Raw genomic sequence first — 16848 nt, 5'->3', positions numbered from 1 at the left:
GAATATTCAATCTGGGCTTAGGTTATCCGCGTACCACTCTTTTTTCTCGATCCAAAAGGCGCGACCAAAGCCGCCAACATACCTAACTCGAGCAACATCTACTCGCCACAGGTGAAAGTCACCGAGCATTGCATATTGCTGTGCTTTTTCGTGGGTTGCGACAAACTGCTCTATTTGCGCGTGGCTTTCCTCTCTCGATAACTTGTGAGCATGCCCTAAAATAGTCACACGAGCATTTTCAGCATCTTCAATATCACCATCCCCTAAAATCATAAATGAAAGTGCTGGGTGCTTAGCTAAATTTTTGGTGTGCTGTGCTATATCACTCATAAAAAAGTAAAAGTGGCTATCGTCAAGCAAAACATATTGAGCGACGGAAGAAAACGGAAAATCTTTTTGGTTATTTGATAAGGTTGATAAAAAAGCACTTTTGTGGCGCTGGCACAAGGCTCTCGCCTCAGACAATGCGGTTTCTCTCATGTTGGCATACTCGCAAATTGTTGAACTACTTCTCGTTATGATCGCTAAAACTAAAAATAAAATCAAAAAGTAACTAAGCAAAATCTGTGATTTATAGCTACCTTTTTAGTAAGATTGTTAATAAATTTTAGAGTATTTACTTGGTTTTTTATTCCGTTTGTAACATAGTTTGGTTACTCAAATTAGAGCAATGACATTATGCTAAGTAAACTAACAATAAAACAAAAAATTACTTTAGGCTTTAGTGCATTAGGCTTGCTGCTGCTACTTGCGTGTATTTTGACCTATTTGGCGTTAGCGCAAATTAAATCTGCTAATCAAAATATGGGGCAGGTGACGTTACCTATTCAGCGCAGCGCAGATGCATTGCAGCTTGAGCAGTTGAAGCTGAGCAAGTTAATTTCTCAAGCCTACACCTTAGAAAGTGCGAATGAGATCCAGCAGGCGCGCCAGCAGTTTGCCACGGGGCATGCGCTTTATGTTGAGCGTCAGCAGCAATTAACGTCACTTACACAAACTATGTCTGAATTTGCCCAGCCGCTTAAGCGTACTTTGACGCTGGCCGATCAGCTTAGCTTAGCTGCTGAACAAATGCTGCAGGCTAAAGCAAATGTAGTTCAAGCGCAGCAACGTATCCAGCGCCAATTTCAGGCACTACAACAGCACAAAGAAGCAGCTAGTAATGCCATGCTAGACCTTGAGCTGATTGAAACAGACAAAGCTCGGCAACTAGAAGAAATGGTGGGGACGGGTGTTAGGATCGACGATATGCTCTTTACGCTTGAGAATAACAGCCAACGGATCAGTGGCTTAGCGCTTGGGCAAATTGAGCCACACCAACAAGATATGCTGTTTTTGCTCGACAATATTGAGAATAACCTGACGTTTTTGAAGCGCCAGGCATACGGGTTAGATGCCGATGACTTGTTAGCGCAATTTAGCGAGCAAATGGCTAAGCTGAGAGAAAAGCTTGGGGAACCGGGCGCTCTGTATGTGGCTGTAAAAGAAAAACTTCACCAACAACAACAGGCAGCAGTGCTGTATAAGCAGTCAGAGCAACACGCACAAGCCATTTTGAGCGAGCTTGAGAAAATGCAGCAAAGTGCCAATGGTGCATTTAACCGCGCGCAAAATAATGCGGAAACCTTGATTGAGCGAGCGCAAAACATGGCTATTTTACTGGTCGTTGTATTTATTGGATTGGGTGCTTTTATCTCCGTTTCTACCAGTCGAGCCATGCTTGGACCATTGGCGGCAGTGAACAAAATGTTGAAACATTTGGCTGCGGGTGACTTTTCAAAGCAGATGCGCAAACGCAATGATGATGAGTTTGGGCAATTGATTGATAATATCAATCAAGTGAAAGACAACTTACGTGAGCTGCTAGAGTCAATCAACAAGCAGGTGCATGAGCTTGAAGGCTTGTCTGAAACCTCATTGAAGGAGAGTCAGCAGATAGCTGGTAATGCAACAGAGCAAATGCGCCGAATGGATAATGCTAACCAACTGGCACAGAGCATATCAGCAAGTGCGTTGTCTGTCTCTGAGCGCTCGTCAGACAGCCTTGCGAGTATCCATACAGCGAATCAGCATAAAACCGAAGTTAGTAAGTATACGCAAGAAAACAAACAGCATATTTTATCTTTGAGTACGCGAATGTCTGAAGCTGTGGATAGCATGGCTAAGCTAACCTCGCATAGTGAAAGTATCGGCAGTATTTTAGATACCATTGTATCTATTGCCGAGCAAACTAATTTACTCGCGTTAAATGCTGCGATTGAGGCGGCTCGTGCTGGGGAGCAGGGACGGGGCTTTGCGGTGGTGGCAGACGAGGTAAGAACTCTTGCATCACGTACACAAGACTCAACCAATGAAATTAATCAAAAAATAGTGGCATTGCGACAAGATACCCACAGTGCCGCAGAAGCAATTAATTCGGGTCAGCGCGATGTCGAGTCTTGTGTTAAACAAAGTGAGGCGCTGGCAGCAGCGATGGATGAGATTGCGACAGCGATTGCACAGGTGACTCACTTAAGTGAGGAGGTGAGTCAGGCTGCGGATCATCAAGCGACGGACTGCCAGCAAATTGAACAGGTAATGCTAGACGCTCAAAGCACCGCAAGTGACAATGCCCAAGCGATGCACAGTTTAGCGAAAGGTAGTGAATCGCTCAGTAGCTTTTCTCACCGTTTGGCAAAACTGGTTGAGCGCTTTAAATTATAACCGAAACTACAGCGCTAGTTGCGTTTATAAGCCCTGTGTGCTCACTAGCTGCGCTTTACTCCCATAATACAAGGTTAACTAGCCGCTACGGTTAATTGCGCTTATCTAGAAAGTCTTCTAAAAACCAAGCGGAAAACTCGTGGCGACCCTCAACTTGTGCCTTATCATAAATATTGGATGCTTGTTGCCTTACCGTTTTTTCTTTGGTCTCTCGAACACCGCTTATTTCTCTAAAACTTAATCCTTTAAGCAGTAACATCGCAACTTCTTGCTCACTTTTTGTGAGTTGCCACTCAGTAAATTGTTGCACGATAAGTTCGCTGTATTCGGCCCGAGCCTGCTTCATGGTATTGGAAATATTTTGCAGTTTGGTATCGGTTTTTTCTAATTCGCTTTTTAAGTGGCGAATATGGCTGCTTCTGCGGTTTATTTCAATGATCAAAAAAACAAAGCCAATGGCAGATGCAACGACGATCATGCTCTCTTCTATGATATGCCAAGTTGGCACCCCCAAAGAAATATCAGTAATAACATCGAAAAAATTAAGCACCATGATAATGCCTAGGAGAATGGCGATAAATTTATCTTTCATTTTATATCAATAAGTTACTTTGGTTTATAGGACACATGTCCATGCTTAAACACACACTTGTCCAATGTATTTTAAAGCCGCATCATCCATGGTTAGGGAGAACTTAGCTATCTAGCTCATCGGGAGCTGTAATTACACTACAATGGTGTCATATGAAATTTAACACTAGTTACTTTAGCGCTTTTTTCCTTCTCTTGTCTGCTCTTTGCTTTAGTTTTTTTTGTTATGCAGGGGCAAAACCTGGTCAAATCAGTCTCGCCCAATTAGGCAAGTTTAAAACCCAGTATTCAGCGCCTGAGCTGGTGGAGCAAATAGTGGGGGAGCCTGTGATAGGCATTGTGACGGTCAAACCCAAAACGGCCTACCAAGTCACCTTTCCCTTCGCGATACAGCAACTTTCATTTTCTGTGTTTAACGGTCAACGAGTTGAGCGCGGGCAAGTTGTTGGCCGCATTGATGGCCTTGATATTCACCACTTTAACAAAGAAGTTGAGGTGGCAAAAAATATTTATCTCACCACTAAAAAGCACTTAACGGATACCCAGCGATATGCAGACTCCAAGACCCTTAAAAATGATGAATGGTTGGCGATCAATAAGCGCTATCTAGAATCCAAACTGGCTTATGAGCATTTAACCCATGTGCAGTCGCAACTGCGCATTGCAGAAGATGGCAGCGTCGAGTTAGTCACCCCACAAACAGGGCTCATTAATCTGGATGATGGCGATGGTCGTGTTGTGTACGAGATACAGCCTGAAAAAAGCATTTTAATTAAAGTATCAGTACCAATAGACCGGGCTCAATTATTAAGTGGGTTTAATTACCGAGAGAGTGCCTGTCAGCTGCAGATGGAAGAGGTGGAGGCCAAGGTGCGTCATTATCGTCAACAGATCTGGCTTCGGCCAAGTGGCGATTGCAATATCAAGTTGGGACAACGCATTACCCTATCACCAATTTATGCGCTGCAGGGTTTTCGGGTTTTAAAACGGGCGACATTTGAACTTGATAACAAAGACTATGTTGTAGTTAAGCATGGTGACACTTTACAACTGGCAGAAGTGTCGATTGTCGCCAAAGAAGGGCAAGATTACATCGTAAACGCTCCCACCCTCACTCCTGAACAGGCCGTGTTAAGCTCATCGGTTAGCATTGCGCAAGGTATCTTTTCTGGGTTAGGGGAATAAGCATGTTAGATGCGGTTATTCGCTTTTCGCTTATTCAACGGGTTTTCATCGCGTTGTCCACCTTGTTGGTGGTGTTATTTGGTGCTAAAGCGTGGTTTGATTTACCTATTGATGCTTTTCCTGATATCGCACCAACTCAGGTTAAAATCGTACTCAAAGCCCCCGGAATGACAACTACTGAAATTGAAACGCAGATTACGCGGATCATCGAAACGGAGTTATTGGGGATCCCAGCACAGGAAATTCTGCGCTCCACTACTAAATATGCCATTACAGACATTACCATAGACTTTGCTGAGGGGACCGATATTTATTGGGCTAGACAGCAAGTGAATGAGCGTTTAATGGCGATTTGGCCTGAGTTACCTAGCACAGTGAGCGGCGGCATTGCTCCTATGAGTACACCGTTGAGTGAAATGTTTATGTTTACCATAGACAACCCCACGCTTTCATTACGCCAGCTTAGAACCATACTTGATTGGCAAATTCGACCAACGTTACGCACGGTAGCAGGCGTTGCAGACGTCAACAGTCTGGGGGGTTATGTTAGTACATTTGAGATCACGCCTGCAATTGCGGTAATGCATCAGCTCGGTATTCAAATGGAGGATATTGAGCAAGCCGTTGCGAGTAATAACCTCAATGGTGGCTTGGGTAGGATCAACAAAGGCAACGATAGCATTGTGGTAAGAACACAGGGTAAGTTTGAAGGTTTAACGGATCTTGAAAACCTCATTGTTAAGGCCGATAACGAGCAGTTCTATCGGTTGTCTGAAGTTGCGACCATTCGTGAAGGGCATTTAAGTCGCTACGGAGCGGTAACGCACAACGGAAAAGAGGCAGTGCAAGGGTTAGTGATTGCTTTAAAAGGCAGTAATACCGATAAGGTTGTCAGTGCAGTGAAAGCCAAGTTGGCCGAGTTACAGAGTTCGCTGCCCTTGGGAACTCAGATCAATGTGTTCTACGATAGATCGACGCTAATTAACACGGCCATTACAACCATCACCAATGCACTGGTTCAGGCGGTGTTGTTAGTGATTATTCTCTTGGCAGTATTTTTAGGCAATGTGCGAGCCGCGCTAGTGGTGTCGATTTCACTGCCGTTATCTGCCTTGGCTACCTTTTTACTGATGCATTATTTTTCGATATCGGCCAATTTAATGAGTTTGGGCGGACTCGTTATTGCAATAGGGATGCTGGTTGATGCTTCGGTGGTCGTAGTTGAAAATACAGTCAACCAACTGGCTCAAGGGCGAGGCTTGCCGCGGCTACATATTATCTATCGAGCGTGTAAAGAAGTGGCAATACCAACGGTATCTGGAACTGCTATTGTTATCATTGTTTTCTCGCCATTGCTCACCCTTACAGGGTTAGAAGGAAAACTCTTTGGCCCCGTTGCGCTGACCATCGTATTTGCGATGATCTCAGCGTTGATCTTCGCGTTTACGGTGATCCCCTTATTTGCTTCTTTGCTTTTAAAAGCAGGTATGGTAACCGAACCAAAGCTGGTAACAGTATTACGTTATTATTATCAACATTCATTAATAACAGCTATAGCGTTTCCTAAAACCCTAACGTTGAGTGCTGTTATACTTTTACTATTCAGCGGGGGGGCGTTTTTAGGCTTAGGAAAAAGCTTTATGCCAACGCTTGATGAAGGAGACATCATCGTTCAACTTGAAAAGTCACCGTCGATTAATTTACAGGCATCTTTAGAAATTGATAGCCAAGTAGAAGAAGCGATTTTAGCTGCGGTGCCTGAGGTGGTTCAAGTGATTGCGCGAACTGGATCTGATGAGCTGGGGCTTGATCCGATGAGCTTGAATGAAACCGACGTCTTTATGGAGTTATTGCCACGTTCGCAGTGGCGCTTTGACACCAAGGCGGAGCTAATTGAAGCTATTCGAGATGTGTTAGCAGACTATCCAGGCATGAATATTAACTTCACTCAGCCGATCCAGATGCGGGTGTCGGAGATGCTGACGGGTGGTACTTCGGATGTGTCGATTAAGATATTTGGCGAGGAAGTTTCGACTCTGACGCAGCTCGCTGAGCAAGTGTCTCAAATTGTATCGGAATTACCTACAAGTAAAGATGTACAAATGGCATTAATAGATGGTGGTCAGTTTGTCCGACTAAAGCTCAATCCTGAGGTGGCATCTACCTATCAGATGTCGGTACAGGGGTTATCAAACTACTTAAAGCCACAACTAGAAGGGCGGCTATTATCTCAGGTCGTTGCTGCAAATAAATTCACGCCCATTATGCTCGCAGCCTCTCGAACACCCGAGGCGCAGATCACCTCTATCGCAGAACTTAAGCGCAGACCTGTTTTAATGCCAGATGGCAACATGCTTATGTTAAGCGATATTGCAGAAGTAAGCATACAGCAAGAGCCTTTAATGATTGAACGAGAAAATGGCCGCCGTTTTGTGTCTGTTAGTACCAATGTTGAAGGTACCGATGTGGTGAGTTTTGTTGCAACACTTAACAATAAAATCAACCAAAAATTGACGCTTCCAAGTGGTTATAGCTTGAGTTTTGGCGGCGAGTTTGAGAACCAACAACGTGCGATGCACAGCTTATTGTTGGTGATACCTTTGGCACTTTTGCTTATTTTTCTCATTTTATTTAGCACGTTCAAGTCAATGGCTCTGGCGATTTTGATTTTATGTAATATTCCTTTTGCCTTGATGGGCGGGATATTTGCGTTGTATATCTCAGGGCAATACTTATCCATTCCGGCTTCGGTGGGATTTATCGCCCTGTTGGGCGTTGCCGTGTTAAATGGTGTGGTCATGGTGAGCTATTTTGAACAAAGTAAGCTTCAGATCAGTGCGCTGAGCACTCGAGTAATTGAGGGCGCGAGCCGCCGGCTACGTCCTGTATTGATGACAGCCACCACCGCTATGTTTGGTTTATTACCCTTAGTATTTGCAACCGGACCTGGCGCTGAAATACAAAAACCATTGGCCATTGTGGTGATAGGAGGACTACTTACCTCAACCGTAACAACGCTTTATTTGTTACCGATTTTTTATCAGTTTGTGGAGAAGCGACATGGCTGAACAATTGTCATTGTTTACCTTTATTGTGCCTAAGCAACTAAAAGATAGGGTTACCGATCACCTTATGGCTTACGAAGGGATCTCGGGGTTTAGTATTGTGTCGATTCAAGGCTATAGCAAGGAGCACAGTGAGTTTGATCTCGCAGAGCAGGTTAGAGGATACAAAAGTATGGAAAGATTTGAAGTTCTCATCGAAGACGGACTGTTAGATCCTCTACGGATCAGTCTGGCTCAGTTATTAGCACCGTCACGTATTCGTTATTGGCGCACTAGGCTTGATGAAGCGGGACATTTAAACTAATAGAGGTCTGTATGAACAGAGAAGCAATCAAAGTGTGGAGTGCGCCTATTAGGGTATTTCACTGGGTTAATGTTATTGCGATATTGCTACTAATAGTTATTGGCCTAATTATCCTCAATGGCAAAACGTTGGGTATTACCAGCGATGGCAAAGTTTTGTTGAAAACGCTGCATGTAACGGTAGGTTATGTTTTTGCACTGAATCTGTTTGTGCGGCTGATCTTTGGGCTGATTGGCTCGGGGTATGAACGCTTTGGTAAGATGTTGCCATTTTATCAGGGGTTTAGCCGGGAATTGATGCACTTTTTTCGCAATAAAGATACTGTGCATAAAGGCCATAACCCCGCAGGAAAGCTGATGATAGCAGCTATGCTGTTGCTAATGTCAGTGCAAGCGGCGAGTGGCTTAATTTTGGCGGGAACAGACATTTATTACCCGCCATTTGGCAATTATTTTGCTAAGAGTATTGCGGTTGACCAAGCACAAGTTCAACAGATCCGGCCTTATTCCAAAGAAAACGTAAACGTGCAAAAATATAAAGCAATGCGAGCCTTTAGGAAGCCATTCATAACGGCTCATGTTTATGCTTTTTATGGTTTATTGATACTTATTCCTTTACATGTTGCTGGTGTTATTGTTGCTGAGAGGCGAGAGAAAAGTGCTTTAGTGTCGGGGATGATCTCGGGCATAAAATACTTACCTAAAAAACCTAAAGAGTGAGCCAGACTCGGCCCACTTTTTAACTTAACTTGTATATGGAGTCATTAAAGTTGAGTTGATTAGGAGGCTGTTGCTATCTCCTTGATAATACGCTGGCAGGCATAGGGATCCATAAAATGCGGAACGGGATAATCTGGATGCGCTTCTTTAAGGGCCAGCTCAGCAAGGTGTGCTGCATCATGGGGTAACACTTCGTTTAACCTAGTTTGGATTTGCAAGTCGTGCAATAAAGCTTGTATATGATTTAAAAGATCATCAGCTTGTCGCTCTACAGGATAATCGAGCGAGGTTAACCCGCAATGCCTAGCAATAAGAGCGAGTTGTTGATTAATTCGGTCGCCATACCAGGTTAATACCGGCATTAATAACACCGCATTGGCCAAACCGTGAGGTGTACCATAGCGCGCGCTCAATTGGTGAGAGATTGCGTGTACATAACCTACCGAGGTTCTAGTAAAAGCTTGTCCTGCATAGTGTGAGGCCAGTAATAGTTGGCCTCTGGCGGTGACATCAAAAGGGTCTTGTTGTGCTTTTGGTAAATACTCAAAAATGGCACGGCAGGCATTTAAAGCACGTTCTCGGCTGAATTTAAGGCAGTTAATGCTCAGTAACGCTTCGATAGCATGAGTGAGCGCATCAATGGCGGTAGTGGCCGTGATATTTGCTGGCATACTCGTGGTAAGTTCGGGCAGCAAGACGGCATGATGTGGCACCAAGCAGAAGTCGGTGGCAGCGTATTTGCTGTTGCGAGCCGGATCATTTACAACAGCCGCAACTGTGGTCTCAGACCCGGTTCCTGCTGTAGTGGGAATAGCAATGTTAGGAGGCAAGCGCTTTAGTACTTTAAATAATCCCTTTAACTGAGTGACGCGCTTATTTGGCTTTACGGCGCGAGCGCCAATTAACTTACCACTGTCTAATACCGAGCCTCCTCCGAGAGAAATAATCCCTTTGCATTGATGTTGTTGATACGCGGCTAAACCATTTTCGACGTTTTCAACCGTTGGATTTGGCAAGATGTCTGCGTAATAGTGGCTTACTAGGCCTGCTTGTTTAAGTGCATCTTCCACTACTTGATGCAAGTTAAGCTTTAACAGTGCTTGGTCGGTGACGACCAGCACAGGATCCCCTTTTTGTAGTCCTAGTGCTGCAATTGCATCCGACAACCCTTGTTTGCCTTGATGCAGTTTTGGGTTTGGAATGCCAATAAAAATAACGATGCACTTGAGTGCAAAGTGGTAAATCCGGTAAAACCAGTTCATTATCATGGGTGTCATTTATTTAACTGTTTTATAGAGTAAAAATGTAGACGCTTGAGTGTGGTATTGCTAGCAAAATTTCGATTAGTCTCTTTTGAACCGAAGCAAAGTTGGCTTTTCGCCAATATCGGGTTAGGTCCTCGAGTCCAGAGATTTCTATTAGTAGTCAGTTGCAGACTCGACGTTGCACTTTAGGGGGAATTGATCCTGCCTTGTTGATTATGTGAGTGGAGCTTATTTTTAATGGCTCAAAGTGCTTTTTACACCTTTTGAGCTCGCAAGACAGTTGCAATTTTTTGATACTCCTAGTTTTCCACGGGTCATATTTATTATAAAATATGCACTTTTATTTTATATATTGGCTTTGAGTAGTGCAGTTTAGAAAAGATATAAATGGGTTAAGAGCGATTGCGGTAATCGCCGTAGTTTTGTTTCACTTTAACTCTAATTGGGCCCCTGGTGGTTTCGCTGGTGTTGATGTTTTTTTTGTAATTTCTGGTTTTCTAATGACAGGGATCATTTTTAAGGGCCTCGATCAAGGAAACTTTTCCATTACACAATTCTACATAGCAAGAGCGAATAGAATCATACCTGCTTTGGGGGCTCTGTGTTTTGCTTTACTCGTTTTCGGGTGGTTTTTTCTTCCTCCTATTGATTACGCAGCGCTAGGGAAACATGCTGCAAGCAGTATCGGATTTGTATCTAATATTACATATTGGCGTGAGTCTGGGTATTTTGATGCAGCCTCACACGAAAAATGGCTTTTACACACTTGGTCGTTATCTGTTGAATGGCAGTTTTATATAATCTATCCCTTAGTATTGGTTGCTATGAGAAAGTTTATATCTCTAAAAACGATGAAAATGGTGATTCTAATTGGAGCTACTTTAGGCTTTATTTTATGTGTATTGGCAACGTATAAGTTTCCAAACCCTGCCTACTACCTTTTACCGACAAGAGCTTGGGAAATGATGCTTGGCGGCGTAGCCTACCTGTATCCACTGAACTTTTCTGAGAGTAGGAAAAAAGTGGTCGAATGGACTGGTCTTATATTAATAGTTTTGTCGTACATCTTTATTTCTCAAGATAATTTATGGCCAGGTTATTTGGCTATCCTTCCTGTTTTTGGAACGTTTTTGCTTATTCAAGCTAACAGAAATGACAGCATCATAACTGGAAATGCTGTGTTTCAGTCAATTGGTAAGTGGTCATACTCAATCTATCTTTGGCATTGGCCTATTGTTGTTGCTATATATTACTTTTCTTTGAGTGCTTATTTTACATATCTAGGTTTATTGATTTCTATCTTACTTGGTTTTCTTAGTAGTAGGTATATAGAAAGTTTAAGGCTGGTAAGGAATGCTAAAGGGTTTTTTGGATTTTTAAAGCTAAAACCGGTTTTGTTAACTATTTTCATTGGTATCCTCGGGGTTGGGGTTTTCAATGAGAATGGCTTTTTGAGTAGATTCGATATAAAAGATTTGAAAAGTCTATACGTTAACAGAGTTGATGCAGAGAGTTATTACAGAAATAACTTAATGAGAGCCTTTAGTAACAATAATGAAGTTTATAATGAGGTTGATTTATGTACTCTAGATGGTGATATGCAAAATATCAAATCAATTTCTGATTGTCTTAATTATAAACTTGGGGATGGTGGGTATTTGGTCATTGGTGATAGCCACGGTAGAGACTTTCTTCACTCTTTGTTTATCGCTTATCCTAATTTGAACTTCTCAATGCTGCATCAAAGTTCATGTGTGCCAACAGAGTACAAAGCAAAGAAACAGGGAGGAGTGCACTGTTTTAAGCTTTTAAATGAGCTTCGAGACACCTTTATCTTAGGTAACGAAAAAATTAAAGGGATTATATTAGCTTCATTATATGGTGATGGAAAGGGGTTAAGCTCAATGATAGAGGATATCAACAAGAACGTTTATGGTGATATCCCAGTTTATGTTGTTAACGCTGGGCCTCGGATTGATAAGGATATTGTTGATTTGGCTATAAAGAGTGGAGAGGTGAGAGATTCCTATTCTTTATTGTCGGGGCGTAATGTTGAGGTGCTTGGAATCAACAACAAGATAGCAAAGCTTAGGCCGAAAGCCGAAGTTTTTGATAAATATTCTATCTTCTGTTCTGATGAAAATAAGTGTCGGCTAAACGATGGAGTCGAACCCTATATTTGGGATGGTGGACATCTGAGTGCTCTGGGAATTCATGTTATGTCAAAAGCTATAATTGAAAATGAGCTAATTAAGACTGCACCCTGATTTCAGATAATAATTGCGTTATTCATTGGGGCGCGTAGAAGAGCAAGCCAACCGCTGAAGGAGGCGTGCTCTTCTCGCCGACGAAATAAATTGTATTATATTGGAGCTAGAAGATAATAGGCTTCTACCCAATTGGAGAGGAATGCTTCTATACGGGTATTGCCAAAAAGCAGGCCCCAAATTCGGACACGATTTTGGATTGATCTGTTTTTATAGTAACCAAAAATACTGGTGCAGATTATGACTAGGAAACATAGAAGCCCTCCTGAGTGTAAAACCAAAGTGGCACTTTGTGCTGTATAAAGCAACGAAAAGGTAGCTGAGTTAGCATAAAAATACAACTTGCACGTTAGCCAACTTCCTATTTGAAAGAAAGCGTTGCTTGAGAAGGTTGTGAGCATCCTTGCCGCCGAAAATCATCCTTTATGATTAACAGACCAACTATGCCAGCCTCATTTTATGGGAAGGCGGCAACACATTATATTCCCTTCTTACACTGTTCGGCCTGATCAAAGCAGACCAAACCTAGCCTGCTTATATAGAAGGCTGGGCTGTTTTGACTTATTGGGTTTCAGTGATAGGGCTACCAAGTAAGTCCGTATGAATGAATATGACTTTTTTCTCTTTCATATCAGTTGCATAGCTCCATTGTGTACAACTATTTCTCTGAAAGCACGTTCTTCCACGATATATATAGTTACCATGAAGGTCATCGTCAATGGTATAACTAGTTGCTTTCGCAATAACTCCTTGGATTTCTGACCACTTTTGCTGACTAAATCGATTGCAGTTTGCTTTGGAACTGCATTTAGCGCGTTGTAACTCAATTTTTTGTGCGCCTGAAATAGCTTTCCAGCTGATGATCTTATCTTTCAAGGTAATGGCAAAGCGTTCATTTTTTACCGATAATACTAGCTCTGAGGAGGCTAGATCGCTACAAATATTCTTATTTTTACCAGTAAGACAGGCTTTTACATAAAACTTGTATACTCCCGACTTAGTTAAATCATATTTAGAACTTAAAACTTGAAAAGTTGAATCAAATTCTCCTAGTAAGTTTAAGTTATTGCTGCCAGGTTCACGCACATATAATAAATATGTGGCATGTTCCTTGAAGAGTTCGTGTATCTGCCAGTTTAGGAAAATGCTTTGTTCTAGTATAAAATGCTCTGGAACGTTTATAAATGATACTTTTGGCAACTGTGAATCGGATATTCGATAGCTTGTTGACACTTTTGAACCACAGCCTCCGTTTTGCAAACAAGGCTCTACTTCCACGATAATTGCTCCGCCAACTCTGTAGTTGGGTCCGCGCTGTAACTGAGTACCAGTAAAGTTGCGTTGCCACAAGAATGTTTCATCGGGTTTACCACTTATGGCACTTGGCTTGGTAATGTAAACATTGTAAGTTAAAGACTCATTAATTTTTTGAGGTTTTTGCCAAGAAATATTTACTGATTCACCAAACTTGATCGTAGGCTTGTCAACTTGCAAGTCTGCTACTGTTATAGCTGCCACACTATCTGTAACGGATACAGTAACCCAAGTATTAGACTTATCACTGCATGTGGGTGTCGGAAGTGTATCGCAGAGCTCAAGATAAAAAGTATAAGATCCAACCTCGTTCAATGGTGTTCCTTTATTGTATTTCACCAGCATTGATGAGGACGGCTTTTTGACCCAAAAAGTGGATCGAGTTGTCTCTTTATAAAACTCGGGGAGTTGCCAAGAGAATGTTGGCCATTGCCCTCGGTAGAAGATATTTTTATCTGTGGAAAAAGTATCTGGATCCGGTAATTTGCCACCGCTCACTGTATATTCTACTCGTGTTTTCTCACCACACTTCTGATCAACAGTACATGGAACAACCTCGACGATAGTTTTACCTAAACGATAATTAGGCCCTCTATCGAGAGAGATATCAGTCGTATTGTCATGCCAAAGCAGTGTTTCGGTTTCACTACTTCCTGTTGCTGATGGCTTAGTGATATAAACATCGTAAACAAATTCGGGACTTATTCCTACCGGCTTTTGCCAAGAAATATTAACGTATTGATTAAGTTCAATCGTAGGCTTATCAACTCGCAGGTTTTCAACAACCAATGGAGTGACATCCAGTTTAAACTCAGTGTCTTGCTTTTTATTACATATTTTTGGGGGGTTAACAGTACAAACTTCTAGTTGGAAAAAGTGCATCCCCTTGGTGCTAAGCGTTGTGCTCGGGTCAAAGCGACTATATTGGTTTGTGTTTGGGTATTTAACCCAAATTTGATTTGTTACAGACTCACTGAAATTACTCGGCATTTGAATATCAAAAGTGACTGGAAATCCGACATAACCTTTGTCAGCTATTGCTTTAAACTTAATTGGCTGTGGCAGTGAGTTTCCAGATAGGTCATATGTGACGGACATTGGTAAACCGCACTCGCCAGTAACAAGGCAGGGAACAACTTCTATTTTTGTTTTATTTCGCCTAAAAATAGGGCCTCTTGTAACATAATTTGTAGTGAGGTTATCTTTCCAAAGAAAACGTTCATCTGGTTCTGTCGCGATTGTGCTGGGTTTCGTTATATAGATGTCGTAAACTAGCTTATCATCAGATGTGTAGCCTTCGGGGCGTTGCCATGAAGCGGTTATACTATCACCGTAACCAATCTCATATTTATCAAGTTTTAAGGCTTTTACTACAGATGTTTCTATTGTGGGTATAACCTCGATTTGAGTTCTGGTTTTGGCTCGATCACTACATTCCCCATAACTATTGCACATAGCAATGGATAGATAGCTGTAGCCTAGTTTGTTTATTGTATAATTTAGAGAGCGGATATCGCTGCCACTTGCTATTTGAACATCGCCATCATACACGGTATAGATGACGGGCTCATTGTAGTAGATGTGATTTGACCAAGATAAGTAAACACTTTCTCCTCTTTTTACTTGTTGATTACTCACACTGAAACTTGGTTGTGGTAAGTCTCCGCTTACAGTGAATGAAGTTGTGCTCATTGGGCCACATTGATTGTATTGATTACATGCTCTCACCTGTATTTGGGTTGTTCCTCTGCGATAAATGTTTTCTCTGGTAGCACTTGTCGCAGGTGTATTATTCAACCATAAAAAGCTCTCAGGCGGGTTACCAGCTACACCTGGCTTAGTGACATACACATCGTAATATACGGGAAACCCGCTCATATTGTATGGAGCAGACCAGTTAATTCTCACTGAACCCCCATAACCTATATTCGACCTACTGACATTTAACCCTGCTAAGTGACTGGGACTCGGCACTGGAGGTGGTGGATTGGTGACTGTAAGCGAAACTGAATTTGATCGAGAACAAACAGATACTGAACATGCTTCGACATAGAAAGTATGTGTGCCAACGAAGTTTATATTACGTCGAGGAAATGAAGTACTCGTATAGCCTCTTCTGAAATTCGTGCTGACTCCATCTGGTTTTATAACCCAGAGGTTATAAGACTTAACTCCACTTGGAGCGCTCAAGATAAATCGACCCCACCCCCTTTTTCGATAATAGATTGGTTTATTCTTAAATAGGGTGAGCTTAAAGCAAAGACTTTAAGACTGACAAAAAGGGCGCTTAGAAAAAAGGCTATTTTCATGATGGTAAAGATTCCAGACTAAAAGATTTGAATAAAGAGCTTTCTGTTTTATTTAAAATTATAATCAATCTCAAAATTGTATCATAATAAGGAACGAAAATCGTATCAATCTGTAATCCCCCATTTGAATTGAAGCAGGAAGTTTTAGTTGAACTCACACGGAACCCATTAATTTTCTGAGGGATTTCAATCCATAGGCATCGCCTGATTTCAAGAAGCAATACTATCTTAGTTGAATTTTGTACCTAAAATGTATATATTCTCGACTTTTTAATAAAGCAACAGTTGGATTACTTTGGTTGCAGAGTGGGGTTGTTTATGGGGTCTGCCAAAAACCAAACCATGATTGAATGTTAACAATTTAGGCATTCGATAGGAGCAAGAGATTACTTATGTTAAAGAAGTTTGTATTTTTAACCTCGATGTTGTTTAGTATGAGTGCATTGGCGGTCAATACCCCCTCTTATGTGTCGGTATCAATGAGTGGTACAACAGTAACACTTGACTGGGGGACGGTTTCTGGAGCCAGTTACTACCAGTTACAGTATCGAGATGGTTATGGTAGCTGGGGAACTTCTGGAAGTTCTTATTATGGCGGAACTCATAATTGGACCGGATTTACCGGTACTTTACAAAATCGAAATTATCGAATGCGAGCATGTGATAGTAACAATGTATGCTCGTCTTGGTCTAGTGCGTCAAACTGGATAAGTACGCCTTTACCTATTCCAGGTACGCCTTCTTATGTCTCAGTTTCCATGAATAACGATGGCAGCAGTGCTTATCTTTCATGGGGCACTGTTTCTGGTGCTAGTTACTATGAGCTGCAATATCGAGATGGCTATGGGAGTTGGGGGACATCTGGAGGAAGTTATTACAATGGTTCTCATACGTGGAATAACGTAACAGAAACACTTTCCAATCGTAACTACAGAATGCGTGCGTGTAACAGTGAACACGGCTGTTCATCTTGGTCTAGTGCCTCAAACTGGATAAGTAAGCCTTTACCAGTGCCAGCCTCTCCGTCTTATGTGTCAGTGTCCATAAATCCGACAAAAGTTTCTCTTTCTTGGCAGAAGGTACCTGGAGCAAGTTATTATCAGCTACAGTATCGAGATGGAAGTAA

11 protein-coding genes are annotated in these 16848 nt (G+C 42.1%); 7 read left to right on the top strand and 4 right to left on the bottom strand.

The window, feature by feature from the left end; all coding sequences use genetic code 11:
* Positions 1 to 6: 6 nt before the first annotated feature.
* Positions 7 to 480 carry a HugZ family protein gene (locus CEX98_RS03165; protein ID WP_099640680.1) on the bottom strand — a complete coding sequence of 158 codons (474 nt, stop codon included), beginning with the start codon at positions 478 to 480 and terminating at the stop codon, positions 7 to 9.
* A 198-nt stretch (positions 481 to 678) separates the two neighbouring features.
* On the opposite strand from CEX98_RS03165, the gene CEX98_RS03160 reads away from it, so the two are divergent.
* The gene (locus CEX98_RS03160) at positions 679 to 2703 is read left to right on the top strand and encodes a methyl-accepting chemotaxis protein (protein WP_099640679.1); all 2025 of its coding nucleotides are present in this window, start codon (positions 679 to 681) and stop codon (positions 2701 to 2703) included.
* Between the two features lie 91 nt (positions 2704 to 2794).
* Here CEX98_RS03160 and CEX98_RS03155 read toward each other — a convergent pair whose 3' ends face one another.
* Positions 2795 to 3295, bottom strand: a complete 501-nt coding sequence (locus CEX98_RS03155; protein ID WP_099640678.1) for a helix-turn-helix transcriptional regulator — start codon at positions 3293 to 3295, stop codon at positions 2795 to 2797.
* A 152-nt stretch (positions 3296 to 3447) separates the two neighbouring features.
* Between CEX98_RS03155 and CEX98_RS03150 the strand changes: the two genes are divergently transcribed.
* The 4 genes from CEX98_RS03150 to CEX98_RS03135 are packed head-to-tail and all read left to right on the top strand — an operon-like array spanning position 3448 to position 8567.
* Entirely contained in the window at positions 3448 to 4479 is a 1032-nt protein-coding gene (locus CEX98_RS03150; protein WP_099640677.1) for a hypothetical protein, read from the top strand.
* A gap of 2 nt (positions 4480 to 4481) precedes the next feature.
* Entirely contained in the window at positions 4482 to 7547 is a 3066-nt protein-coding gene (locus CEX98_RS03145; protein ID WP_099640676.1) for an efflux RND transporter permease subunit, read from the top strand.
* Positions 7540 to 7848, top strand: a complete 309-nt coding sequence (locus tag CEX98_RS03140; protein WP_099640675.1) for a DUF3240 family protein — start codon at positions 7540 to 7542, stop codon at positions 7846 to 7848. Before CEX98_RS03145 ends, CEX98_RS03140 begins: the two co-directional genes overlap by 8 nt.
* Positions 7849 to 7859: 11 nt before the next feature.
* Positions 7860 to 8567, top strand: coding sequence for a cytochrome b/b6 domain-containing protein (locus tag CEX98_RS03135; RefSeq protein ID WP_099640674.1), 708 nt, complete (start codon positions 7860 to 7862; stop codon positions 8565 to 8567).
* A 59-nt stretch (positions 8568 to 8626) separates the two neighbouring features.
* On the opposite strand, the gene CEX98_RS03130 is transcribed toward CEX98_RS03135, so the two are convergent.
* Entirely contained in the window at positions 8627 to 9829 is a 1203-nt protein-coding gene (locus CEX98_RS03130; protein WP_099640696.1) for an iron-containing alcohol dehydrogenase, read from the bottom strand.
* Positions 9830 to 10197: 368 nt separating this feature from the next.
* On the opposite strand from CEX98_RS03130, the gene CEX98_RS03125 reads away from it, so the two are divergent.
* A complete protein-coding gene (locus CEX98_RS03125; protein ID WP_099640673.1) occupies positions 10198 to 12099 on the top strand; it encodes an acyltransferase family protein in 1902 nt (633 codons plus the stop codon).
* A 561-nt stretch (positions 12100 to 12660) separates the two neighbouring features.
* On the opposite strand, the gene CEX98_RS03120 is transcribed toward CEX98_RS03125, so the two are convergent.
* Positions 12661 to 15321: a hypothetical protein gene (locus CEX98_RS03120; protein WP_099640672.1), complete on the bottom strand. Its 2661-nt coding sequence runs from the start codon at positions 15319 to 15321 to the stop codon at positions 12661 to 12663.
* A gap of 793 nt (positions 15322 to 16114) precedes the next feature.
* Here CEX98_RS03120 and CEX98_RS22750 point away from each other — a divergent pair.
* Positions 16115 to 16848: hypothetical protein (locus tag CEX98_RS22750; protein WP_143484313.1), on the top strand; the 734-nt coding region annotated here is incomplete at its 3' end.

The organism is Pseudoalteromonas piscicida (assembly GCF_002744175.1).
Classification (GTDB): Bacteria; Pseudomonadota; Gammaproteobacteria; order Enterobacterales; family Alteromonadaceae; genus Pseudoalteromonas; species Pseudoalteromonas piscicida_B.
The sequence above is the reverse complement of the archived record's forward strand: the minus strand, read 5'-3'. Positions and strand labels throughout refer to the sequence as shown.

Excerpts from the sequence above, each read along its gene's own strand:
- CEX98_RS03130 (WP_099640696.1), bottom strand. The coding sequence starts at position 9,829 with ATGAACTGGTTTTACCGGATTTACCACTTTGCACTCAAGTGCATCGTT.
- CEX98_RS03135 (WP_099640674.1), top strand. The coding sequence starts at position 7,860 with ATGAACAGAGAAGCAATCAAAGTGTGGAGTGCGCCTATTAGGGTATTT.
- CEX98_RS03160 (WP_099640679.1), top strand. The coding sequence starts at position 679 with ATGCTAAGTAAACTAACAATAAAACAAAAAATTACTTTAGGCTTTAGT.
- CEX98_RS03155 (WP_099640678.1), bottom strand. The coding sequence starts at position 3,295 with ATGAAAGATAAATTTATCGCCATTCTCCTAGGCATTATCATGGTGCTT.
- CEX98_RS03145 (WP_099640676.1), top strand. The coding sequence starts at position 4,482 with ATGTTAGATGCGGTTATTCGCTTTTCGCTTATTCAACGGGTTTTCATC.
- CEX98_RS03140 (WP_099640675.1), top strand. The coding sequence starts at position 7,540 with ATGGCTGAACAATTGTCATTGTTTACCTTTATTGTGCCTAAGCAACTA.
- CEX98_RS03150 (WP_099640677.1), top strand. The coding sequence starts at position 3,448 with ATGAAATTTAACACTAGTTACTTTAGCGCTTTTTTCCTTCTCTTGTCT.
- CEX98_RS03165 (WP_099640680.1), bottom strand. The coding sequence starts at position 480 with ATGAGAGAAACCGCATTGTCTGAGGCGAGAGCCTTGTGCCAGCGCCAC.